The 22,864-nt window shown below is 45.1% G+C and carries 18 protein-coding genes; 4 read left to right on the forward strand and 14 right to left on the reverse strand.

Annotated features, from left to right (window positions below; translation table 11 throughout):
* Positions 1-6: 6 nt before the first annotated feature.
* The 5 genes from G7035_RS03900 to cysK form a co-directional block, all read right to left on the reverse strand.
* Entirely contained in the window at positions 7-1,278 is a 1,272-nt protein-coding gene (locus G7035_RS03900) for a lanthionine synthetase C family protein (RefSeq protein WP_017426262.1), read from the reverse strand.
* Between the two features lie 10 nt (positions 1,279-1,288).
* Entirely contained in the window at positions 1,289-4,372 is a 3,084-nt protein-coding gene (locus tag G7035_RS03905) for a lantibiotic dehydratase (protein ID WP_019686237.1), read from the reverse strand.
* A gap of 4 nt (positions 4,373-4,376) precedes the next feature.
* Positions 4,377-5,318, reverse strand: coding sequence for a S8 family peptidase (locus G7035_RS03910; protein WP_228552540.1), 942 nt, complete (start codon positions 5,316-5,318; stop codon positions 4,377-4,379).
* 66 nt (positions 5,319-5,384) lie between these two features.
* The gene (locus G7035_RS03915; RefSeq protein WP_080561132.1) at positions 5,385-5,546 is read right to left on the reverse strand and encodes an epilancin family lantibiotic; all 162 of its coding nucleotides are present in this window, start codon (positions 5,544-5,546) and stop codon (positions 5,385-5,387) included.
* Positions 5,547-6,351: 805 nt separating this feature from the next.
* The gene (gene cysK, locus G7035_RS03920) at positions 6,352-7,275 is read right to left on the reverse strand and encodes a cysteine synthase A (RefSeq protein ID WP_017426260.1); all 924 of its coding nucleotides are present in this window, start codon (positions 7,273-7,275) and stop codon (positions 6,352-6,354) included.
* 218 nt (positions 7,276-7,493) lie between these two features.
* Between cysK and G7035_RS03925 the strand changes: the two genes are divergently transcribed.
* Positions 7,494-8,702 (forward strand): MFS transporter, encoded by a 1,209-nt coding sequence (locus G7035_RS03925; protein WP_016819870.1) that lies wholly within the window; start codon positions 7,494-7,496, stop codon positions 8,700-8,702.
* 73 nt (positions 8,703-8,775) lie between these two features.
* Here G7035_RS03925 and G7035_RS03930 read toward each other — a convergent pair whose 3' ends face one another.
* The 3 genes from G7035_RS03930 to G7035_RS03940 form a co-directional block, all read right to left on the reverse strand.
* Positions 8,776-9,774 (reverse strand): glycosyltransferase, encoded by a 999-nt coding sequence (locus G7035_RS03930; RefSeq protein ID WP_019686235.1) that lies wholly within the window; start codon positions 9,772-9,774, stop codon positions 8,776-8,778.
* A 55-nt stretch (positions 9,775-9,829) separates the two neighbouring features.
* A complete protein-coding gene (locus G7035_RS03935) occupies positions 9,830-10,867 on the reverse strand; it encodes a phosphotransferase family protein (protein WP_029514847.1) in 1,038 nt (345 codons plus the stop codon).
* A 138-nt stretch (positions 10,868-11,005) separates the two neighbouring features.
* The gene (locus tag G7035_RS03940; RefSeq protein WP_016819868.1) at positions 11,006-11,698 is read right to left on the reverse strand and encodes a pectate lyase; all 693 of its coding nucleotides are present in this window, start codon (positions 11,696-11,698) and stop codon (positions 11,006-11,008) included.
* Positions 11,699-12,262: 564 nt separating this feature from the next.
* On the opposite strand from G7035_RS03940, the gene G7035_RS03945 reads away from it, so the two are divergent.
* Positions 12,263-12,835 carry a shikimate kinase gene (locus G7035_RS03945; RefSeq protein WP_016819867.1) on the forward strand — a complete coding sequence of 191 codons (573 nt, stop codon included), beginning with the start codon at positions 12,263-12,265 and terminating at the stop codon, positions 12,833-12,835.
* A 100-nt stretch (positions 12,836-12,935) separates the two neighbouring features.
* Here G7035_RS03945 and aroD read toward each other — a convergent pair whose 3' ends face one another.
* From aroD to G7035_RS03960, 3 genes are all read right to left on the reverse strand, one after another.
* Positions 12,936-13,700: a type I 3-dehydroquinate dehydratase gene (aroD, locus tag G7035_RS03950; protein ID WP_019686234.1), complete on the reverse strand. Its 765-nt coding sequence runs from the start codon at positions 13,698-13,700 to the stop codon at positions 12,936-12,938.
* Positions 13,701-13,803: 103 nt separating this feature from the next.
* Entirely contained in the window at positions 13,804-15,063 is a 1,260-nt protein-coding gene (locus tag G7035_RS03955) for an MFS transporter (RefSeq protein ID WP_019686233.1), read from the reverse strand.
* Positions 15,064-15,195: 132 nt separating this feature from the next.
* Positions 15,196-16,107: a LysR family transcriptional regulator gene (locus G7035_RS03960; protein WP_019686232.1), complete on the reverse strand. Its 912-nt coding sequence runs from the start codon at positions 16,105-16,107 to the stop codon at positions 15,196-15,198.
* Between the two features lie 216 nt (positions 16,108-16,323).
* On the opposite strand from G7035_RS03960, the gene G7035_RS03965 reads away from it, so the two are divergent.
* Both G7035_RS03965 and G7035_RS03970 read left to right on the forward strand, forming a co-directional pair.
* Positions 16,324-17,514: an MFS transporter gene (locus tag G7035_RS03965; protein ID WP_016819863.1), complete on the forward strand. Its 1,191-nt coding sequence runs from the start codon at positions 16,324-16,326 to the stop codon at positions 17,512-17,514.
* Positions 17,515-17,541: 27 nt separating this feature from the next.
* Positions 17,542-18,432, forward strand: a complete 891-nt coding sequence (locus G7035_RS03970) for a shikimate dehydrogenase (protein WP_016819862.1) — start codon at positions 17,542-17,544, stop codon at positions 18,430-18,432.
* Positions 18,433-18,524: 92 nt separating this feature from the next.
* Here G7035_RS03970 and G7035_RS03975 read toward each other — a convergent pair whose 3' ends face one another.
* From G7035_RS03975 to G7035_RS03985, 3 genes are all read right to left on the reverse strand, one after another.
* The gene (locus G7035_RS03975) at positions 18,525-19,751 is read right to left on the reverse strand and encodes an RtcB family protein (RefSeq protein ID WP_019686231.1); all 1,227 of its coding nucleotides are present in this window, start codon (positions 19,749-19,751) and stop codon (positions 18,525-18,527) included.
* A gap of 258 nt (positions 19,752-20,009) precedes the next feature.
* Positions 20,010-21,443, reverse strand: coding sequence for a purple acid phosphatase family protein (locus tag G7035_RS03980; RefSeq protein ID WP_019686230.1), 1,434 nt, complete (start codon positions 21,441-21,443; stop codon positions 20,010-20,012).
* Positions 21,444-21,628: 185 nt separating this feature from the next.
* Complete coding sequence (locus G7035_RS03985; protein WP_019686229.1) at positions 21,629-22,837, reverse strand: M20 family metallopeptidase; 1,209 nt, start codon at positions 22,835-22,837, stop codon at positions 21,629-21,631.
* Positions 22,838-22,864: the final 27 nt, after the last annotated feature.

A 22,864-nucleotide genomic window follows, 5' to 3' on the forward strand; every position in this document is an offset into this window, starting at 1 on the left:
CTCCTGTTAGCTAAATACCAGCATCTGCTTCCATGTACTCAAGTTCTCATTATCACAGGTCAGCAGTGTCAGCAATACACCTGCACATCCATCGAGCAGCCCAACTTTATCGAGAGATAACGGATCATCGACGCTTCCCTCAAGGTCTATAAAAGGTACTCCCTCACCAGTATTTCGATATGATAACAAACGATGCAAAAATTCATCCTTAAACGGCATGGCTGCCGCACGGCTGAAATGGTGCTGAATCAGGACCAAGCCTGCATAGCCGTGACAGATCGTCGGTGAAATTACCTTTCTTAGCGAATCTGGTCTGGAGTAGACGGTATTGAACAATTGCAGAGCCTGCTGCTGCAGTGCTTTGTCCTCCAGGGCCAATCCCAGCCGGAACATAGCCACAGAAGCTCCCGGTGTGCCGTAACACCATGCATCTCTGTGATAACCTGGATTCCGACTAGTCTCTGCGGATTCATCCGGTGTGAACATATTAGGTATGACAAGGGTGCCGTTCCACTCCCTGATACTTCCGTGTAGAAAAGTCTTGGCAACTTCCAGTACTTCTCTCAATCCAGTTAACGGGTAGCGGCGGAGATGTGCAACGGCCAGCAGATTAATGGCTCCTGTAATTCCGTGCGCCATGCCAAGATTATAATAAATGGTCTGTTCGGGAAGTTCCTCGAAATGTCTCAGCTTGCCTACAGCATCCGTAATCAGTTGAAGTATCTTAAGGAGCACTGCATCCAGCTTCCCAACGTATCTGTCCTGGCGTTCCTTAACCTCCATTAATGTAGCTGCAATCCCCGTCCAGCCTGAAATCAAATCCAAGTCGCTATCCTCAATCAAAGAGTCTTCCAATTTCCCTCTTGTCTCCTCATAGAACTCCCCGTAGCTGCTAAGAAACATATCCAGCGTCTGCGAGAGCACATTTGTATATCTTGTTGAACCTCTTGAACACTCGTTGAACAGATAAATAACGCCTGCTAATCCGGTATACAGTGACAATGAATGGAACGGTATATTACCGATTAAACGCACAATCTCCTGATTGTACTTGAAAGCAAGCGCAGCCCACCCTTCCCCCGGGTAAACTTCATCTAGCTTATCCAGAAGAAGGCTGATCCCGGGGTATCCTGAAGCCAGCGATATCAGCTCCATTTCAGGGTAATCATGCATGGCGTGCTTCTTGATTAGCAGGGTTACAGTATCTATATCTTTGTAAATTTCTGCGCTTTGCCTGACTATTTCAGATAAATTTCCCGGGACTTGTTTGACCGCCATAAGCTCCTCCTCAATAGGCAACATGATATTTGCTTACCTGTAAATAATCTTCCAAACTGAAGTAGCATAGGTGTAGGGCAAGCTCTTCTTTTTCCCGGTCCAGGCCGAACACTCTGTTGCAGAACATGTGCATGATGCTGAACATAATATCATCGTAGTAATTGGTTCTGTCGTCAGCTTCCCGGATAGCCGTGAAATATGCAGCGTATTGCCGCAACCTGTCGTCTTTATCGCTTGCTGGCATGGATATGGAACGGGTCTGTTGAATCCTTTGGAATAGCGCTTCTTTGTGTTCCCGGTACTCCTGTCTGAATTTCTTTGGATCAATAATCGCAGCCATAGCCTTCAATTGATCTTCTACCAGCGGATACGCGCAGTTCACAACCTCAAAAAGTCCGGTGCAGCAAAATAACATCTGATCGGTTGCATTAATTGACCTCTTCCCTGCATAATAGCCTGAAACTAGATAAGAATCGATAGCAAATAACCTCTCCGCTTGTTCAATGAAGGCTGTGCCGCCATACCGCAAAATTTCAGGCCGGTAAGGAACAACCGAATAGGAACTAACCAATCCGGACGAGGTTACAGTATTCAGGAAATCAAAAACATAGTTCAAGGCCGTGAAACGCTGATGCTCTACGCTTCCCGACATTTTGCACCTTAGCCTGATATGCGGCTCCTTATCTGCATACTGGACAAAAAAAACCTGGTCAATGAAGTACTCGGCGCTATTGTCCATGAATGTCTTAAATGCACTGCCCAGCAAATCGGTTAGCAGTTCCTGATTGTAATATACCTGCAGGGATATCCAATCCGAACCTGGATAATAAACAGCATTCACCGAAGAACTCAGCACTTTATTTAAGCTTTTATCGGTAGCCTGTGCAGACAATCTGTCTATCGGCAAGTACTGAAACATCGGGCTTTTGCAAAAAAATACGCACTCCTCCATATACCGGTTAACGGAAGCGAACAATTCTTTCTCCGTCTCCATAATAACAGCCGCCTTGCCTTCCGGATTCCGCGTATATTCTTTGTGCAAAAGCTTTCGATGATGATGGCGATCCAAATCCAGCAATAGCTTATTGTCCAGCTCCACCAAATATACATATCGCGGAATGTTATACTTTATGATCCAATCCTCCAAAAAGGCCAAAAACTGTTCTTCGCTCTGGAGCCGTTTATCCGCATATAATGTCCATTTTTTAGGGCAGATGATGATATTTTTATAGGTTACTCTCGGTGTAAAAGAAGAATCATAGAGATACTCCTCCAGATGGGACCATCCGGTCTGATACTGCAGATTAATATCATTCAGAAACCGGATCAGATAAGGAGCCAGCTCTGTATTGTACATGCTACTGAGTTTTGGAAATACCAGTTCGCCTGTTTCCCTGTGCTTTAGATAAAAGTATCCCGAATCCTCCACACCTACCAATAATTGGGAAATATCCAAATTCCGATTCTCGGGGAACGTGGCCATATCCATGGATTGATCCGGTGTTGGGCCTGCCGTCATAATATTAGTTATTTTGGGGCTGAATGGGTAAAATGAGATTTCAGCGGCGCTCTCCCCTGCTTTCTGATCCTTCGGGTTCCTGACAAAACGGAAGATTTCATCACGGCTATCTTTGTCAAACATGTAGGCAAATCTTCCGAAGCTCTGACACGCTTCCAATGATCCGGCTCTGTTGTTTAAATAAAACGTAACTTCACCTTGTTCATTCTCCATGCACGAATAATACAAATCGAACGAGACATGGACATTCTCCAGACTCAATTCAGACAGCTGTTGGATTTTGGCCTCGTCAAGCACGATATCCGAATGATTGGCAAGCGCTTCAGTCTGCCACTCAGCAATTAGCGCCTTGAGCTGTCGGAACCTGCCTTCATCCTTATGCCTGTGCTTATCTCCATTCTGGTAGTGGCTCTTGTACTCTTCAGGTTTGCCGAGCCCCAACGTCTTACTGAACAACTGCAATAAAGGCACTTCTTCATATACTCCGTACTTCTCAGTAAATTGCTGACGATAGTCGGAAAGTGTATCCTCTTTCCTGTACGTAGAAAGCATGCTCAATATTGAAGCTACTTGGGCCAACGCTTGCCTATCGCTGTCCGATAAGTGAATTTCATTTGCTTGATTCAGCCTTACGTCTATTTTGACCAAGTCGCCCTGATACTCGGGAAGGATAAGCTGGACTAGTTTTCGGACAGCCTCAATGCCTTCGCGTTTGACCGCAGCAACTGTGATGTCCTGAATGGCATGTCCAACTCTCTCCAAAATATCTGCGTAATATGCTGCCTTGGGAGCAGCGAGCATCTTTAGTGTACGGATCAGATGCTCCAAAGGAGCGCTATCCCGAGGATTGGGAATCATCTCACTTACCAAAAAGCCTTGTTCTATCAATTGCTGCAAAAAATCTGTGCTGATCGTGTCATCCACGCCGAAGGCATCTTTTATAGCTTGCATAAGCTGCAGAAAAGTCTGCTGCTCTTTATCAAGGATCTTCATGATGAAATCTATGACCGGGGTTTTGAGAATAGATATATTTTCAGTGCTTCGTTCCTCCTGATCTGCTGCAAACAGAGTCTGATAAGAGATGACGAGCCTGTGATGGTCAATGTAAGAGGTGTTATTTACACTCAGTCTCAATTCATTGCGGACATCCGCATCCCCATGGAAAAGCCCTATTAAGCGGTAAATTAGGCTATAATCCGGAGTTGCCCAGACGACATGTTCTCCGGCGCCTCCCGTGTTTCCAAACCGGGAAATGCCTACTCCCGCGAACAGTCCAAACGGTGTTGGTCTACAAATTGCCCGCGAAATGAACTTGCTTAGACTAAGGATAAGATTCCGCTTTTTTTTGGACTTCAATGTTCTGCCTTGTTCCAGGCTTTGCAGTGCAGCGTAGGTCGAGGGGCTGGAGACATAAATGGAATCCATCAACCCCTGCTTCTGAACGAACCGTACAAGTCTTTCAAGATATTCATCATCGTCTAGTTGTTCATGATCAAATATCCGCGTATAATACTCCATGCCAAGCAACGTCTTCCGGTACATGTAATTTTCCGAGATTTCAAAGTTTTCCAACATGCAATCAACCTCTCATCTGTCTTAAAGCACGAATTGAACCGGCAAGGCTTACTTCATAATAATTCCGCTGAACATCAATCGGTCTCGCGCCTTGACGGAGCAGACACTCCATTTCTCTGCGCCCGGCATTCATCCCCTGCGCGATAAGCTCTCCGCTAAGAGAGGCAACAACTCCGCTGAATAAGGCGCTGGCAATACTCGTACCGATACCTACTGTGTATGCTTTGTCAAATCCCAGCACTTCGTATAAATAATCCTCTGTGTCGAAGCTTGATTTGGCAACCATTACCCAATCATTGTTGTAATTGATTTCATACTCATCACCACTAGGCGCAAAAAATTGGCCGCTGAGCGTATTACTGAACCCGGAGATATCCCCGTTCTTATTAGTTGATCCAATTGGGTATACTCCCTTTAAATTCGCAGGCACTCTGTACTCCTGCGTAATATCGCGTCCATCGTTTCCTGCGGAACAGACTACCCAGATGCCTTGCGCATTAGCGCAGTCAACCAAAGCCTGAAACCGATTGAACTCGAATAAGTCGACCTCATATTCTGTACGATAGCTGATGTTGATAATTGGATATCCTTTAGCAATACCCTCTTCCAGCGCTCTATACAACCATTCAAGCTTGCTTATTCCTTTTTTGTCCGTAATTTTGTAGACAACAACCCGAGCGAAAGGGCATATCCCCTTCAATATATATTTGCCGGTAACAGAGCTAACCATTTTTGTACCATGCCCGACGTAATCGCTTAGACAAGGCTCATAAGGTACAAATGACTTGCATTCTGCCTCAACTAGATTACCTTGGATCTCTGAGTGGGATTTATCGACGCCTGTATCAATAAACAGGATAGTAAGCGGCTGACCAACAGTTGCACCACAACTAAAATGATCGGTCAGCCGGGCTACATGCCAATTATATATATTAGGTTTTATCATGCAATCTCCATAATGTAAGTAGGGGTAGCCCATTTCACTACCCCTGACTTACGAATCGCTTATGAATTATTTACAATTGGAACAAGAACCGGTACAGATACAGGTAAGAGTTTTACATACTGCTTTGGATACCTTAATGGTTGTCTTGATGATTGAAGCTTGTGGGCTAAGCTCACTGGCCTCATAGCTCTTTCTTAAATCAAGGTCAAACATTTGATCTACTTTCATTTTCCTCTTCCTCTCTAAATTAAATTCTAATAAACATGATTTCAGTGGTACCCCTTAATCATGTTTATTGTGAGTGACTGTATGTCATATCTTGCTGTCGATGAATAAAGAATATATCTAATTCTCCCGTTTTTTAAACTTTATTCCTAAAAGGTATTCCAAACCTCCTAAATTGCAGTCATTTTGCTTCCCATGCGGCATGACAAAAAAAATACCGACACAGAGCGGAACGATTGACGCTTAGAGCATGACGGATGCTTGCAAGAATCCGGTATGTTCCTATACAGGTGTCTCGTATAAGTCGGCTGAAGAAGAGATGCTTAGCAAAAAGCGCTCGCCCTATGTTTACGATACGCTGGATCTTGTGGACGAACTGCGATTTTTTTCAAACAGGACATGACTGTAAAGGAATTGACCGACGCACTACGTGTACACGGCATCTCATAAGTTGACCCGTTTGAGGCAGCTCTTGCTGAAATGGAGAATAGGCTTGGTGTTTCCTTCTCTGATTACTTGGTTTTTTCAAGAGGATCCTGAAGAAACAAATAAGGTCGAAGAACGGAACATGAACCGTGAGACTTTTAAAATTCTCACGAATATAAGCTATAATCGACAATTAATTAGCCATAACCTTATGAATTGTGGCTTATTGATTTGTCAGGAGTGAAATTAACCTATGAATATGGCAAAGATGTATTCAATGTTTATGTCTACCATATCGCCAATTCACTTCTGTAACTTCGATTAATGAGGCTGGATCTTACATATAAATGAGTCGAATCTCTTTGACCCGATCCCCATCTTTTTATCCGAATATCCCCATGCTCAGATAACGCTCTCCGGTATCCGGGGCAATGCAGAGTACCCGTTTGCCTGCTCCCAAACGCCGGGCTTCCTGAATGGCCGTCCATATTGTAGCCCCACTGGAGGGCCCGACGAGAATCCCTTCCTGAGCAGCAATCGCCCGTGTCATCGCAATCGCATCCTCATCGGAAACCTGTATGATTTCGTCATACACTTCCGTATTCAGCACGGTGGGAACAAAGCCCGGACTCGTTCCCACCAGCTTATGCGGACCGGGTTTTCCCCCAGATAGGACGGGCGAACCCTTGGGCTCGACCACAACAATCCGCAGATCCGGCAAATGCTGGCGCAGCACTTCACCTGTACCCGTAATGGTACCACCCGTTCCCGAAGAAGCGACGAACACATCCAACCGCCCCTCCGTCTGCTCCAAAATTTCAAGTGCCGTGGTTGTACGATGGATATCAGGATTTGCTTCATTTTCAAACTGATGCGGGATAAAACTCCCTTCAATTTCTGCCCCCAGTTCGAGAGCTTTACGAATCGCTCCTGGCATCCGTTCTTCCGCTGGTGTCAGTACGACCTCAGCCCCATAGGCTTTTAAAATATTGATCCGTTCCTTCGTCATATTCGAAGGCATTACCAAAATCGCACGGTAACCTCGAGCTGCCGCATTCATCGCAAGACCAATCCCCGTGTTGCCACTGGTTGGCTCAATAATCGTGCCTCCCGGCTTGAGATGTCCCGCCTTTTCCGCCTCGGCAATCAGATTGCCCGCCGCCCGATCTTTAACACTGCCGCTTGGATTAAAATACTCCAGCTTCACATACACTTCCGCATCCTGCGGTCCTGTGAGCCGTTGCAGCCGCACACAAGGCGTATCTCCGATTAAGTCCGTAATACTATGTACCACTTTAAGTGTCATTGTTATATCCTCCCCGGATCATTCCTTACAACGTCATTTCCTATCTTCATATCATACTACCACCAAAATAACATAATTGGCTCCTTCCAACCTGTCGCTTTTGTAAATTACACAAACCTTATCAGCTTAGTATGTAAAATTCTTGCAAAATGGGTCGCCAGATGTCGGCTGGAATGATATACTCGCATTACTATTTTTCAGGAGGATACAAGAAACTTATGAGTACTCAAGAAAATATGACAGCTAATCGCTTTCCCCCCTCCTTGCTATGGTTAACCCTTGGTGCCTTCGCCATCGGCATGACCGAATTCGTCATTATGGGACTTCTGCCCAATGTAGCCCATGATCTTCATGTTACGATTCCGCAAGCCGGGCAATTAATCACCAGTTACGCGCTTGGTGTAGCCATTGGCGCACCTGTGCTTACTGTATTAACCCATAAGGTTCCACAAAAGAAGCTACTGTGTCTGCTGATGTCCATATTCATTCTAGGGAATCTTTTTTCCGTCATTGCTCCTAACTACGAGCTTCTGATTGCAGCCCGTATGGCTACTGCGTTATCGCACGGAACCTTCCTGGGTGCCGGTTCCCTGATCGCTGCCCGGCTGGTCCGTCCTGATAAGCGGGCAGGGGCCATCTCTATGGTGCTAACCGGATTGACGGTAGCGAACATTATTGGCGTGCCCTTCGGCACCTTTATCGGACAGCAGCTCGGCTGGCGCGCTTCCTTTGGAGCCATTGTTGTGATCGGCTTGATTTCTCTCTTCGGAATTATTCGTTACATTCCGGTGATTCAGCAGGACAAGCCTTCCAGTCTCAAACAAGAAGTCAAAAGCTTATTTAATCCAAAAGTGCTGCTGATGCTGCTGACAGGTGCAGTTGGCTGTGGTAGCTTGTTCACTGTCTTTACGTACATTACGCCCATGCTTACGGATATTAGTGGCTTTGCCGAACACAGCATTACCTGGATTCTCGTCCTGTTCGGCCTAGGCGTCACGATTGGCAACATTGTTGGCGGCAAGCTCGCAGATTGGAAGCTGCTTCCGTCCTTGGTTGCAAACTATGCTGTACTGGCCATTATTCTGGCCATTCTGACGTTTACGCTTCAAAACAAGGTACTGGCCGTGATCACTGTCTTTATCTGGGGGATTGCCGCATTCGGCATCATGCCGGGGATTCAGGTTCGTATCATGAATCTGGCCTATGAGGCTCCTTTGCTAGCCTCTACCTCCAGCCATTCCGCATTGAATCTGGGCAACGCAGGCGGTGCTTTTATCGGAGGAGTCGTTATTAACCAAATGGGGCTACCCGCCATTCCATGGGTTGCATCACTCATTACTGTCGGCGGTCTGCTACTGATGCTGGTCAGCTACATGATGGATCGCAAGACCGCTCATACTGAAGCGATAGCAGAGATACAGTCATAAGAAAAAGGACTTTCGTTCATTAGAGCGAAAGTCCCTTTTTTATGGTCTACATCCACGCATCCTGCCTCGTCGTTCAGCTTAACCAATCATCAAAAAAGTCTCGGTATCCCTGCTTCATCACCTGACTCGAAAACTGTTCCATGGCGTATGTCTGATTCTCCGCAGAAACCCGGCGAGGTGAAGCCGCAGCCATATTGACCAGCTCGAACCAGTTTTTCTCATTTCCTGAAAAAGAATGCGTAGAGCTGATGTGCCCATAGCAAGGGTGCTCGGGTTTCACCACGATTTTCCCCATCGCGAGCGCTTCGGTCAGCGGCATTGCGAACGTATCGAATTTGGAGCAGCTCCAATACACCTTCGCTGTGTTCATCAGTGCAAACACCTCGTCTTGCGTCAATGCAAATTGAAGTTTTACATTGTCCGGGATGTCGTACTTCTTCATGCTCTCCTTGTAGCGTTCACCACCAAACACCATATAGACATCCTTGTCAGGATTATGCCGCGCATACTCCAGCACCAGATCCGGACGCCGATTTTCTTCATCTCTACCAATCCACATCACCCGGTTCTCCACCACTTGTGAGGGATCAAAATGCTTTTCCACCAGCCGCTCATTAAATCCGATCGGGATGACTGTCACATCGGTTACGCCAAACTTCGAGGCCATCTCCTGCTTGAGAAAGGCAGTCTGTACGATAGCCTTGTCCACAATCTGATAAAAAGGCTTCATCATCTCATAGCCTGTCAGTGCCGGATCTGGAAAACTATGTGGAAAGAGTACGCTGTTTTTAAAAAACATGTTCAAATAAGTAAAGCCAGATACCGTATAAATAACGTGCTCAATCTGCTGCTCATGCAGTTGATCCAGTACAATGTCATAATTGACCAGGTCACTCTTTTCATGCTCATAGCCTGGAAGCCAGTCATGGCTACTTACGTGGCGCTCCGGCGATACAAATACGATATCTACCCCCAGTTCCAATCCGATCTGCTTCAGACGTTCTGCAAAAATACGAGGCCCTTGTGCTTCAGCAAATTGTATTTTTCTCATGACCAAACCGACTTTTTTCATGGATTTATTTCCCTACCTTCTTTGGCTGACTATATAGAATCTGTGCCTTAAGCCACTACTTGCATGGTTGGACTTGTACCCCATCCATCATCGCTGTACATTGGTTTAAACAAGCTAACGTTGCATCCAATTGGGACTCTAATTGCTCTTTTGACCATTTGTCGCTATTTCTATGCAGTTCTGTACCCATCCTTTGCAAATCACTTGTGATTAGCAATAGCATCCAGAGCGAAAATACCACAGCAAACATACCATACTCCTGTATAAATGCCGTTCGATCACCCTTTATCCCCAACAGCTCCAGCTGTTCCAGATAGGTGTCCAGCATACGAATACGCAATTCAGACGTCATACGTCGAGGGAACAACGGATGCGACATGTCGATTAGGTGATATACATCCCACAGCGGTGTGTTTAGATGAGCATGCTCCCAATCCAGCACCCTTAGCCTCTCCCCACTCAACGCATAGTTCCCCGGATGAAGATCACCATGAGACAGTACAAGCTGGTGTGAAAAAGATAGATGCTCCAGCTGTGCATAAATACGCTGCATCTGCTGCTTCGAAAAACCGAGTGAGCTGCAAAGCTCTAACATATCTGGCTTGCGTGTGTGCAGCTCGGAAACCATCTCCTGGATGAGCGGCTTCGGTCCACGCAATGGCATCCCGGCAAAACGACCCGGCGGCAAAGCATGCCACCTTGCGACAAGTCCAACAGCTTGCAATAGGGTTTCGTCTGCATGTAGATGATGTAACGGACCAAGATCCTCAAACACCATCCATTCTCCTCCGCCATCTGCGTCTGTATCGGAACAAGCTAGCAATTGGGGATAGATGGGTGATAATGCTGGAAGCACATGCTCATACACCCATCTCTCCCGTCCCTTCTGATCATCATTGGTCAGGGGTTTAAATATATAACTTTCAGAGGAGGACACGTAAAAACGTTCCACATGTCGGCCATTCGTACCTGTATATAAAATTTCACGACTGTGCACCAGCGTATCATTTAAAGTACCGTCATGATTCACATATTGATGAAATAGATTCATAGCCACCCAACTTTTTTGTATAAAATGTAATAGCACGATCATAACATAGTCCTCGTTCTGAACGAAGCCCAGATCATCTTAGGGTTAACTTAACATACCAAAAAAGGGGCATGTCCTATCAGATCATCCGACCTGTTGGACAGCCCCTTTCCTATCCGTACTCCTATCCTACGCTAACGATTAGTATTTAGTATTGCCGGACTCGCTCGTATTGCCAGATTTAAAACCTTTGAACAATTGTTTTACATTATGATAACGAGTATTCGTAATTTTAGCTTTGCTGTTAGGACCGTCCGATCTCAGGATCGAATCCTTGACGTTGGAAATATCCGAGTTATCCAAAGTCATATTCACTCTAAACGTAGAGCCCCCAAGTTGGCGAACCAGCTTACCGATATCATCGGCTCTAAAGTTTTTAATGTTAATCGTGCCTTCGGCATTGATTTGGAATACTTTATCATATGCATGGAACGCTCCACCACCTGTAATGTTCACCGTGCCTGGTTCTTTAAGCGTCAATGCATCTTCACCGACATCCTCCCACGTTACGTTGGAAATGGTGCCATTGCCATATACATGCACACCATCCGCAGCAGGCGCAGCGATGATCACATTTTTCAGCGTTGCATTATTTTCTAGCTTAAAGATAGGCTTTTGAGCCTCTTTCTGGCTTCCATCTCCCAAGGTATCGGGGTCAGCCACTACGGTCTTGCCTTTACCATCGTATACTTCTCCAGCTTTAACAAGTATGGTCTTGTGAACGACCTCTGGAGCTGCATGGGCAGAGTAATTGCCGACAAATAACGCGATTAACATACCGGATAAAGCGATACTCATTCCCTTTTTCAATACTTTAGCTGTGTTTGTTTTCATTTCAATTCATCCCTCTCCTAGATCGTTTTTTATTCTTATCTCCAATTCTTCGTTGACTAGAGCGCAAGCGCGTAGACCGTATCACCACCTTCGTACAATGAACCCATTGACCGATACATGTCCGTAAAGTTATATTTAACTATTTGCATATGTATACTTGGTTTTTGGTTCAAAGTAGCTTCTTTTTTATAAATTAAATCAATCACAAATTGTAAATAGAGCGATTACATTTACAATTTGCATAACTCTATTATATTCCTACTTCCAATAATTTCAATACGTTTTTCGGCAAAATATGTCCTTTTTTTCAATTAAGTACACAATATTGCCTCTTTTATACTTGTACAAGTTTGTTTTTCTTCCATTTACGCATTACATAACACTTGAATACCTAGTTTTTTATCTGCTGTTCTATCACTCCATTGGTAATCAGAGTCTCTTTTATCGTATACCTCATTGCTGATGTGCTCTGTACTATTGAATGACACGGTTGATGAACGTATAATGTATTTAGTGCTTTGAAGCGTTACATCTCAACATTACTGGTGAGAAAAGAGTGGTTATGTGCAAAACAATAGTGAGATTCCATTAAAAGAACAAAATATTGTGCTCATCGGCTTTATGGGCGTGGGCAAAACAACGATCGGTTCCCATCTAGCGCGCAAGCTGTATCGCGATTTCGTGGATATTGATCAGGAGATTGAACAAGAGTACAACATGCCTACAACAGAAATTTTCAAAACTTACGGAGAGAAGCGTTTCCGTGAGATTGAAAAAGAGCATATTTTGAAGTTGTGCAGCAATACGCGTCTTAAAATCATTTCTGTTGGCGGTGGCGCGTTTCTACAGGAAGAGGTGAAGCAGGCTTGTTTGGCTTCCTCCATTGTGTTCTTCTTGGATTTAAATTGGGATTCCTGGAAAGATCGGCTCAAGATGCTGATTGACACCCGCCCTAATCTGCAAAACAAGACGTTAGAGGAAATTGAAGATCTTTTCCGTTCCAGACAGGACATTTACGCGGTGAATCACTCCAAGATCGATACCGATCAGTTGGATGCGGAAGAAGTCGCAGACTATATTATTCAAACACTGAATCTGGGTTGGGAATTGTATGAACCTACTCGGGGATTGAATTAAGCATTACAAAAAGGAGGACCCCAGCATGCTTATCGCATGGGGTCCTCCTTTTGTGTTCACTATGAATTCCTTGCTCGCTAATGGGTATTAATTGCATCTTTTAAGAGTGGCTATGCAGCACCTGCAATATTTCTCTCAGTTCAGTGACAGGAATCTGTCCCGGTGCAGAAGCCTTCTTGGCAGCACCAAAAGTCAACGCTGAACCAAATAGCTCTCCGGTCAGACGGCTCACGACACCTTTTCCCGCCATCGACATCGTGATAATCGGACGATCCGCATACTCTTCTGCCATGGTGCGTGTGGCGTCCAACAAGGTTAGGACATCGGCCGTATTGGTTGGCATCACCGCTATTTTAGGCAGATCGCCGCCCAATTCCTGTGCCTTACGCAACCGGGACACAATTTCCTCCTTCGGCGGTGTCTTTTGAAAATCGTGGTTAGAAATAATCACATACACGTTATGCTTATGTGCCGCTTCTATCAGCATCTTCACATCAGCTTCCTCATTAAAAAGCTCTACATCAATCATATCTACTTGTCCCGTTTCGGCTATTGTACGATTCAATTCTACATAGCTTGCCGCACTGATTTCCTTTTCTCCACCTTCTCGGGCGCTACGGAACGTAAATACGAGTGGAATATTGGCTAAAATAGACCGAATCTCATGTAAGGCAGCCTTTACCTTCTCCAGCTCCTCCACATGCTCGAAAAAATCGACTCTCCACTCTACGATATCCAGGTCGAGTGTACGTAAATGGGCAGCCTCTTCCTTCAACTCCTCCAACGTTTCTCCCACCATGGGGACACATATTTTAGGCGCTCCTTCACCGATCCGTACATCTTTTACCTTTACGATTTTTTCCATATCTATCTCACTCCCCAATTACAGTTTCAAGTCGAACATTCACAATAATTCATAGTATAACGCATTCTGAATAAGCATGCAGATGATTAGGTTCAGTCGCTAGTTATTTCGTATCCAGTACAATTTGAGGAGACAATTCTCGTTTTGCAGGAAAAACGGCACTGTAACGAAAGTTAACAAACACCGCCAGTACGATCCCGAGCACATTCACGATAATAGCCAGCATAAACACACTGGAAATCTGAGAATGCTTCAAAAGAAAGCCTGTAAACACGGGAATAAGCGTATAGGACAGCGAAGTTGCGGTATAAATAAACCCGGTAATCTGTCCTTTTCGTTGACTAAAAAATTCACTCATTACGGTTAACGTCAGCTGAAGTACACCCGATATGGAAAACCCGATGACACTCGCACAGATAATGGCGGCAGCCCCTGATTTGAAAAGAAGAAGCGTACCAAAAGCCAACAAGGAAATACAGGGATAAATAAGGATGATATGAACAGGTTTAACCCATTTTCCCAACACAATGACCAATACAAACACGGAAACCAGCGAACCCATATTGTAATAAACTAATAGTCTGAGAGACTCTGATTCCGTCATGCCGATAAACTGTTGTCCAAACGTAGGCAGCCATAACTGCACAATATACAGCAAAGTAGGTCCCGTAAATCCAAGCAGAATAAGACATACACCTTCCTGCCAAAACCGCGGTTTACTCGCATCATTAGCCTTTAATTTTCCTGTCTGCTCGGCACTAGATACAGTAGTACCGCTCCTTTGCTCCTTGGCGGGCTGTACGCGCATGTCTGGAAACTTCATTCTGAACAAGTAGATCGCATTCAATGCAAATATCAATGCTGGTATAAAGAAAGAGAACCCGTAAAAAATATCGTGATTCATAAAAAAGATAATCATTAGCGGTAAAAATGCCGCCCCAATGGATATAAAACCTCTCACCAACACTGTAGCCGAACCAGAGGATTGGGGGAAAGCCTCGATCAGAGCCGGATAAGTACCTGAATCAAGAAAAGAATTCGCTACACCTGCCAGCACAGCCAGTACCATCGCCATCTCAAAGGTGGGACTCAGCGGTATACCGACCAAAAATACGGCCATCAGCAGCCCTGCGGCCACAATGAACGGTTTGCGACCATAGCGGTCGGAGAGCACGCCGGATATGTACAGCGTAAATAGTCTGCCAAATCCCATCGCGGAAACCAAAAGGCTAATGCCCGCCTGATCTGTATGCAAATGCTCTGTTAAAAAGGACATGTGCGACGCCAGCATAATATTAAACATGCCGAACAAAAGATAGTTCACATACAAACCTGTCGCCACTGGAATAGAAGAACGTTTCATCATGAAATCACCTGCTTTTGTAAGTAAGTCTTGTAGTATCAAAACGTGAATCATTTCACATTGCTTGTGTCGATGATGAAGTATAGAACACAATTTAAAATTTATCAAGTTTAAATATTGCGAGACTCCAGCTTAGACACGCTGATGCGTTTTCAGATAAAACTCCTTGCCATAACTTAGGGCAAAGTTCCGAAACTCCACAACTGCCGGGGATAAATATCTATTTTTAATGCTGGCTAGGTAGATAAAACGCTCGTATGCTGGATTTATAATAGGCAATGTTTTGACGTTAAAATAATCTAACGATGAAATGCGGGGCATAACTCCGATCCCGTAATTAATAGACACCAGCCCAGCCATTGCCGTATCTTCTTCAATCTCGCAAATAATCTGTGGCGTAACGCCTGCCTTGGCGAACAAATTTTCAATAATGGGCCGAACCCCACTCTTTTTGTTGAAGAAGATCACCGGGTAATCCGCTGTATCTTTGAGGTCAATTTGGCCCAGAGAAGCCAGCGGATGATCAGGAGAAACAATGACCACCAATTCCTGCTGAGCCAGCGGAATAAACTCTACATCTGGTTCATTTTCCACGTGAGAGCAGAACGCCACGTCATAGTGTTCCTGCTTCAGGCCTTGAATAATATCGTTCGTATTCCCTTGGTGAAACGAAAAGGAAATGTCTTTACGGGCATCCAGAGCTGAAAAGGCTTGGATTATCGCTGGAATGAAGTGTGAACCTAACGTGTAAATGAACGCCAAATCTATATTCCCATGGCTTGGACTCACTAATTCCCGTAAGTTATACTCCCCCTTTTCCAATTCATCCATCGCGTGCTCCACATACTTCAGAAAAAATAGCCCGTATTTGTTTAGCCGAATATTCCTCCCCTGCTTTTCAAACAGATGAACGCCCAAATCCTTTTCTAATTCTGAAATCGCATGACTTAAACTGGGTTGAGTGATACATAGCCGCGCAGCTGCCTGGGTAAAATGCTCCATCTCTGCAAGTACACGAAAATATTGTAAGTGCTTCAGATTCATAAGGATGTACGCTCCCTCTTTAATTCATATTTTAAATTATAGATTCAAACTATGAAAAACGATAAAAATATGCATTGGATTTATAATAACACCCCTTATATAATTAAGACATAGACATTATGTGAATATTTTCACTTGTTTGTGGGAGCACTTTAATAGACCTGGACGATGCCTATCTAGGCCATTGATCTAAAATTTAAGTTGGGAGTTACACTTATGAAAAATCCTTATATCAGAATGGCAACAGGGCTTTATATCAACTATTTTCTTCTGGGTATGATTAATGTTATTCTCTCGTCGAATATGAGCTTTCTGACCGTGCAATTGAACACGGATAAAGCAGCCATCGGCTATCTGGTGTCAGCGATTGGAATCGGTAAACTGCTTGCTCTCGGAGTAGCCGGAAAAATGTCAGATAAATACGGAAGGAAACCACTCATTGTTATTGCATCATTTGCTTATTTAATCTTCCTGATCGGCATTCCGCTTGCACCTAACTACACGTTGGCATTCGTGTTTGCCATTATCGCAGGGCTCTGCAACTCTATGATGGATGCGGGGACTTATCCAGCACTCATTGAAGGGTTCGGAAAAAAAGCCGGGTCTGCAACCGTCCTGGTCAAAGCATCCATCTCGATCGGTGCCATTGTTATTCCGTTCATGATTGCATTTTTTATTAACCACGATATGTTCTATGGATATTCCTTCTTTATTCCTGCAGGAATTTATCTGCTGAACGGGATCTTCTTGTCGATGACCGGTTTCCCCAACCACAAAGCAGAGGAACAAAAGGCTCCAACCGAGACTGGTCAATCAACGGATTCGTTCCACAGCGAGCCCAAGTTTTGGCAAGAAGGTTTGTCTCTGATTATTATCGGTTTTACTTCCACTGTATTGTTCATGATCGTGCAGCTATGGCTTCCTACCTTTGGACAAGAGGCTCTGGGCATGGACAAAGCCAGCGCCATTAAGCTGCTTAGCTACTACAGTATAGGTTCACTAGTTTCCGTTATTTTGTTGGCTGTGGTACTTGGTAGATTCATTAAGCCCATTACCGTCATGATTGTGTACCCGCTTATTGCCCTGCTTTCTTTGCTGGCTTTAATTGTATGGCACAATCCTGTCGCTACTTTGATCAGTTCATTCTTAATCGGCTTGTCCACCGCAGGCATATTCCAAATTGCCCTCACGGTTATGACGGAATTTTTCCGCAAGAACAAAGGAACTACGACTTCTCTCGTGAACATAGCAGCCAGCCTATCGTTCATCCTGATGCCTTTGGCTACCGGGAGCATGTCCAAAAGTCTGGGAATTACCTCGGTATTCATTCTGGATATCGCAATTGCTGTAGTCAGTATTTTGCTGGCCGTGTTTGTTGCTTATCGATATAAAAAAGTGTTTCATTAAACTACACAGATCACTTGGAGGCTTATTATGAAAAATGCTGGACGTATTGACGGAAGAACACAATTAATCGGACTGCTTGCTACACCGATCGGACATTCTTTGTCCCCGGCTATGCATAATCTTGCGTTTGAAAAACTGGGGCTGAACAACGCATATATGGCCTTTGAAGTAGGCAATGAACAACTCGAAGAAGTAGTACGGGGAATGCGCGCTCTAAACATACGCGGCTACAACGTGTCCATGCCTAACAAAACAGCGATCTTACAGTACCTTGACGAGCTGGACGACAGCGCTAAATTTACAGGTGCTGTCAATACCGTCGTGAATACGGATGGTAAGCTGAAAGGCTACAGTACAGATGGATCTGGTTATGTTCGTAACTTGCAGGAGCACGGCATTGATCTGAAAGGTAAGAAAATGACACTCGTCGGCTCAGGCGGTGCTGCAACGCCGATTGCTATTGAAGCCGCTCGGGCTGGTCTCGCTGAAATTTCAATTTTCGCTCGTAATGACCAGTTCTTTGCCCGGGCGGAAGAGAATGTTCGTATTATTAATGAAGAGATGAAACATGCCCAAGTCAAGGCGAATATCTATGCATTAGAGAATCAAGAGAAGCTGCGTGAAGAGATTCTTACAAGTCATATTTTCGCTAACGGTACAGGTGTCGGTATGAAACCGCTGGAAGGTAAAAGTGTCATTGAAGATGTGTCCATGCTTCGTTCCGATCTGATCGTGACCGATGTTGTATACAGCCCAGCCAAATCCAAGCTGATTGAACAAGCTGAGTCTGTAGGTGCAACCGCCATTAACGGTCTGGGCATGATGCTGTGGCAGGGCGCACTTGCCTTCGAATTATGGACAGGACAAGAAATGCCTGTCGCTTATATTAAAGAACAGCTTTTTGCTGATCAACTGTAAGATTGAGAGGCACTACATAACTCAGAAGGACTATGCCCGACGAATGATCATTCCTGTCGGGTATAGTCCCTTTTTATTGTTAAATCATTTCATTAATCCTTATAAGGGTCAAACTCATTGGCCCCAGCCATGCATACCCCGATCGGCTTCAGCACATGCATAACTTCCACGGTCTCGGAATGAGCGTCCAGCACCTCACGCAGTTTGCGGTAGACGAACGGACTCTCATCAGTACCTGCTCCGCGCAGCTCGACACCGTAGTTTCGAACGGCCTCCTTCATCTGTAGGTCCGTAATCTGCCCACCGCTACGCGTACGGGTTTTCCAATTCATTTTACCAGCTGCCTGGGTACGACTCATAATACGCCCTGCACCATGAACTGTACTATAGTAGGAATCCCGATTTTCTACCGAATCTTTTCCACGTACAATCACCGAGATATCGCCCATGCTTCCTCCAATAAAGCCCATTTGACCAGGGGCCGAGGGGGTTGCACCTTTGCGGACCACAATGGTGTCGCGTCCATCATGCTGTTCTTTCCACGCGTAATTATGGTGGTTATGCACCGTAAAGTCCGCTTCAGTCCCCATAATACCAAGCACTTGTTCTATCACATAGTCACGTCCGGCATAAGCATAACGTCCGGCAAGGCGCATCGCACGGTAGTACATGTCCCCCAGCTCACTGTTCATATCCAGCAGCACAGGCGGCTGATCCATATGTTCTCCTGGCGCCTTACCGAGGAACTCCCGTCCTGCGGCCAAATTTAGAAACCCGCTTGCTGTTTTGTGTCCAAAGCCCCGGCTACCGAAATGATTGGCAATCCAGACCTGTCCTGTCACTTCCTCCACAAATACATCAACAAAATGATTACCACTTCCTACTGTACCCAGTTGTTCTCTCGCCAAGGACTTCAGTTTGTCATGCTCTTGCTTCCCAATCGCTCTATATACCGCCCAATCCGGGTCATCGAACAGCTCATGGTCTACCTGAACCTCATTCACACGACCTACGCCAAACGAAATCTGACGTGCAATCTCATTCATCACGGTTGAAATACGCGGCATAATATCTGCTGCAGACAGCTTGGTTCTTACCGCCTTATTTCCACAGCCGATATCATACCCCACACCTGAAGGTGAAATTTGTCCGTCATATACCACCACACCACCAATCGGCTGACTGTAGCCTTTATGATGATCTGCCATCAGCAGCGCCTGAATCACATTGCCATTTTCGGCACATGTGCGGGCTTGAGATAGTGCCCCCGGATCAGGTGCTCCCCATACGCGTACTCCATTCATTTCTTGATAAGCCATCGTTGTATCCTCCCTTATTTTGCAAAAAAATTATCTATGTAAAATTGAATACTCTACTTTTAAACTTTGGACTGTTAATAGCATTATGTACGATGTACCCGCTTCCGAACAGGGCGTAAGTATTACAAGCACCACTTCAGACGTCTCTCTATAAGAAAGTCCCGGCCCTATAAGGAAATGAAAAAGGATATCCTTGCAGCCAAACAGACTGTAGGATATCCTTGTATGATCATTTAGAGACCATTAAATCAATATATACTAATATTTTTTGATGATTCCGAACTGATCCACAATAAAAGGTTTGGCATCATTTTTGTTTTGATCAATTTCATACGTTACGGCTGTAAGTTTATTTTCGTCTACGGTGATGCCCACAAAATTTTGTACCTGTCCTCGTACAGGTCTACGATTGTCACTCGGATCTGGGCCATAGACTGCCGCATGATTCTCTTCAGCTAGTTCAAAGAGATTATAGTACTTATCTCCAAGTTTTTCACTTGGGTTTTTGTAGTAGACCTTGGGGCCAGCGGTTGCCGGGATGACATAGATACTTCCATCCGGATTCACACTATATTCAATCGTCTTTTCATTTAATCTATCTTTTAATTTGGTTGGCGTTGTTGCTTTACCCTCTTGGTCGATTGGTTTCGTCCGAGCATAAATATGATCGTGCCCCTGCACGACAAAGTCGATATCAAGTTTGTCCATGAGTGGAGCGATTTGGTTACGAACTCCATTGTTATCCATGATGTCAGCATCTGTTGCATGGTTAGAGGTAGTGTAAGGACCTTTATGAATATTCACAATGATCCACTTTGCACCTGCCTTTTTGGCTGCCGCAGCATCTTTCTTTAACCATTCAACTTGATCTTCAGAAAAATTGGCATATTTCTCTGAGTCCTCATTGGAGTTCAGTACGATAAAGTGAGCATTGCTGTAATCAAAGGAGTAGTACGCTCCTGGTTTAGTAGCTGAACCAGCTGGTTGGTTAATATTAAAGTGATCATAAAAAGCGTAGTTCTCATCCTCATGATTACCTGCTGAAGGAACAATGGTTGTATTCAAAAGGCTTTTTTGTGAATGCCCCAACAACCAGTTCCACTGTTCTTCTTTGGTACCGGTATCTACGATATCCCCGTTGTGGACTACAAACTGAGCATTATTTACGGTTTGAAGTGCTTTTTCGAGCGTCTGTGAAGACAATATGGCTTCATCTTCGCTTTTTGCTTGTGTATCAGCTAGATCAATGAAGGTAAATTCACCACTCTTAGGAGCTGTTTGGAACGTACCTGTTTCGCTCCATATCCCCCGCGCTGCATCACCCACACGATAATAATAAGCTGTGTCCGCTTGAAGACCTGTTGCTACGGCTTTATGGACAAGCTCTTCTGGAGAATTGGTTGATGGAGAGGAAGTGCCTTCAAATGTAAGAGCACTCGTAAAATCAGCTTCAGAAGCGGTTTTCTTGGTTACTTGAACCGTGCTCTTCGTGAAAAGTTTTGAGGTATACCAGGTAAATCCTTTGGAGGCTTTGGTGTCTCCATAAAATGTAGCGGTAACTTTACTAATACCTTGATCTGTGTTCCCTGGTGACTCAGCATGAACAGGCAAAGCTGACATGCCAGTAATCAAACCTAGTGCAAGAGCAACAGACATAGATGTTGCTGACCATTTTTGAAACTTCTTAAACATGTGTACACTCCTCTGTGCAGTTAATATGTAAAAGTTATAAACATGATCATAACAATCAATTGTTAATACGTTATTTGCTGAGATGCAGTGCTTTGTAAAAATAAAAAAGGATATCTTTACAGTCAACAAGACAGTAAGATATCCTCTTTATGCTATTAGTATAGAAGCTATTAAAGCGCTGATGCTTACTGCGCCGCTGGATGCGTACGCTTAAAATCCTCCTTCACCGCAACCAGCAGGATTTCATTCACCAGTAGCTCCAAGCCTGACAAGGCTAACGCTTTGGCTCCAGTCACCAAGGCTTCCTCTCCCTTGACAGAACCCGCTGCTTCCCGGAACTCTACCGTATGAGCGATGAGATCATCCGGGCCGATTTTAATGTAAGCATGTGCAGTTGGGACAACATGACTCACATTTCCCGCATCTGTCGAACCCAGCCCGGCACGAGGGCCACGATCCACCTGTTCTCCCAGCGCTTCCAGTTCACGACCGACGACCTCGTCCAGCGTATCGTTCAGTATGAAGTCGCGCACTTCATTTTGAAAACGTTCGATTTTCACAGTGGCTCCCGTTGCCAAAGCAGCAGCGTCAGCTATGTGGCGAACTTTCGTGGAAACCTCCTCTGTGCGCTGCCAAGTGCTTGCCCGAATGAAAAAGCGCGCCGACGCATAATCCGGAATGATATTGGGTGCGTCACCTCCATGCGTAATGATGCCATGAATACGCACATCGGTCGGCAGTTGCTGGCGCAAAGCATTGATCCCGCTGAACAATTGCAGCACCGCATCGAGCGCATTGATTCCCTGCTCTGGTGATCCTGCGGCATGAGCCGCTTTGCCGTAAAAATGAAAGTCTAGCGGGTCAACTGCCAGGCTCGGTGAGGTCAGCCGGGTCACACCTGATGGATGAACCATCAGTGCAGCATCAATTCCTTCGAACAGCCCGTGCTTCACGAAGCTGCCTTTTGCACTTCCATTAGGACCGCCTTCTTCCGCAGGAGTACCGAACACATACACCTCGCCCCCCGTCTCATCAATCACCTGTGCCAAAGCGATAGCTGCTGCCGTACTTGCGGTCCCGATAATATTGTGGCCGCAAGCATGGCCCAGACCGGGCAGTGCATCATATTCAGCCAGATATCCAATTTTCGGACCTGGTCTAGCCGAAGTCTTGCGAGCAACAAATCCGGTTTCGTGTCCTGCTACATTACGGGTTACCTCAAATCCCGCTTGCTCCAAAATACCCGTCAGTGCCTTGGAAGCTTGAAATTCCTGATTGCCGATTTCGGGATTAGCGTGAATAAACCGGCTCGTCTCCGTGTAGAGCTGACGAGACTCCTCAATTTTCTCAATAATCCGCTGTCTTTGGGTATCCACCGTATTCGCTGTACTCATCGCAATCTCTCCTCATTTCAATAATAG

The organism is Paenibacillus polymyxa (genome assembly GCF_015710975.1).
In the GTDB taxonomy this organism is placed as follows: Bacteria; Bacillota; Bacilli; order Paenibacillales; family Paenibacillaceae; genus Paenibacillus; species Paenibacillus polymyxa.

What these genes read in the sequence shown, in the direction of transcription:
- G7035_RS03900 (WP_017426262.1), bottom strand. Translation starts at nt 1,278, where the DNA reads ATGGCGGTCAAACAAGTCCCGGGAAATTTATCTGAAATAGTCAGGCAA.
- G7035_RS03905 (WP_019686237.1), bottom strand. Translation starts at nt 4,372, where the DNA reads ATGTTGGAAAACTTTGAAATCTCGGAAAATTACATGTACCGGAAGACG.
- G7035_RS03910 (WP_228552540.1), bottom strand. Translation starts at nt 5,318, where the DNA reads ATGATAAAACCTAATATATATAATTGGCATGTAGCCCGGCTGACCGAT.
- G7035_RS03915 (WP_080561132.1), bottom strand. Translation starts at nt 5,546, where the DNA reads ATGAAAGTAGATCAAATGTTTGACCTTGATTTAAGAAAGAGCTATGAG.
- cysK (WP_017426260.1), bottom strand. Translation starts at nt 7,275, where the DNA reads ATGACACTTAAAGTGGTACATAGTATTACGGACTTAATCGGAGATACG.
- G7035_RS03925 (WP_016819870.1), top strand. Translation starts at nt 7,494, where the DNA reads ATGAGTACTCAAGAAAATATGACAGCTAATCGCTTTCCCCCCTCCTTG.
- G7035_RS03930 (WP_019686235.1), bottom strand. Translation starts at nt 9,774, where the DNA reads ATGAAAAAAGTCGGTTTGGTCATGAGAAAAATACAATTTGCTGAAGCA.
- G7035_RS03935 (WP_029514847.1), bottom strand. Translation starts at nt 10,867, where the DNA reads ATGATCGTGCTATTACATTTTATACAAAAAAGTTGGGTGGCTATGAAT.
- G7035_RS03940 (WP_016819868.1), bottom strand. Translation starts at nt 11,698, where the DNA reads ATGAAAACAAACACAGCTAAAGTATTGAAAAAGGGAATGAGTATCGCT.
- aroD (WP_019686234.1), bottom strand. Translation starts at nt 13,700, where the DNA reads ATGGAAAAAATCGTAAAGGTAAAAGATGTACGGATCGGTGAAGGAGCG.
- G7035_RS03955 (WP_019686233.1), bottom strand. Translation starts at nt 15,063, where the DNA reads ATGAAACGTTCTTCTATTCCAGTGGCGACAGGTTTGTATGTGAACTAT.
- G7035_RS03960 (WP_019686232.1), bottom strand. Translation starts at nt 16,107, where the DNA reads ATGAATCTGAAGCACTTACAATATTTTCGTGTACTTGCAGAGATGGAG.
- G7035_RS03965 (WP_016819863.1), top strand. Translation starts at nt 16,324, where the DNA reads ATGAAAAATCCTTATATCAGAATGGCAACAGGGCTTTATATCAACTAT.
- G7035_RS03970 (WP_016819862.1), top strand. Translation starts at nt 17,542, where the DNA reads ATGAAAAATGCTGGACGTATTGACGGAAGAACACAATTAATCGGACTG.
- G7035_RS03975 (WP_019686231.1), bottom strand. Translation starts at nt 19,751, where the DNA reads ATGGCTTATCAAGAAATGAATGGAGTACGCGTATGGGGAGCACCTGAT.
- G7035_RS03980 (WP_019686230.1), bottom strand. Translation starts at nt 21,443, where the DNA reads ATGTTTAAGAAGTTTCAAAAATGGTCAGCAACATCTATGTCTGTTGCT.
- G7035_RS03985 (WP_019686229.1), bottom strand. Translation starts at nt 22,837, where the DNA reads ATGAGTACAGCGAATACGGTGGATACCCAAAGACAGCGGATTATTGAG.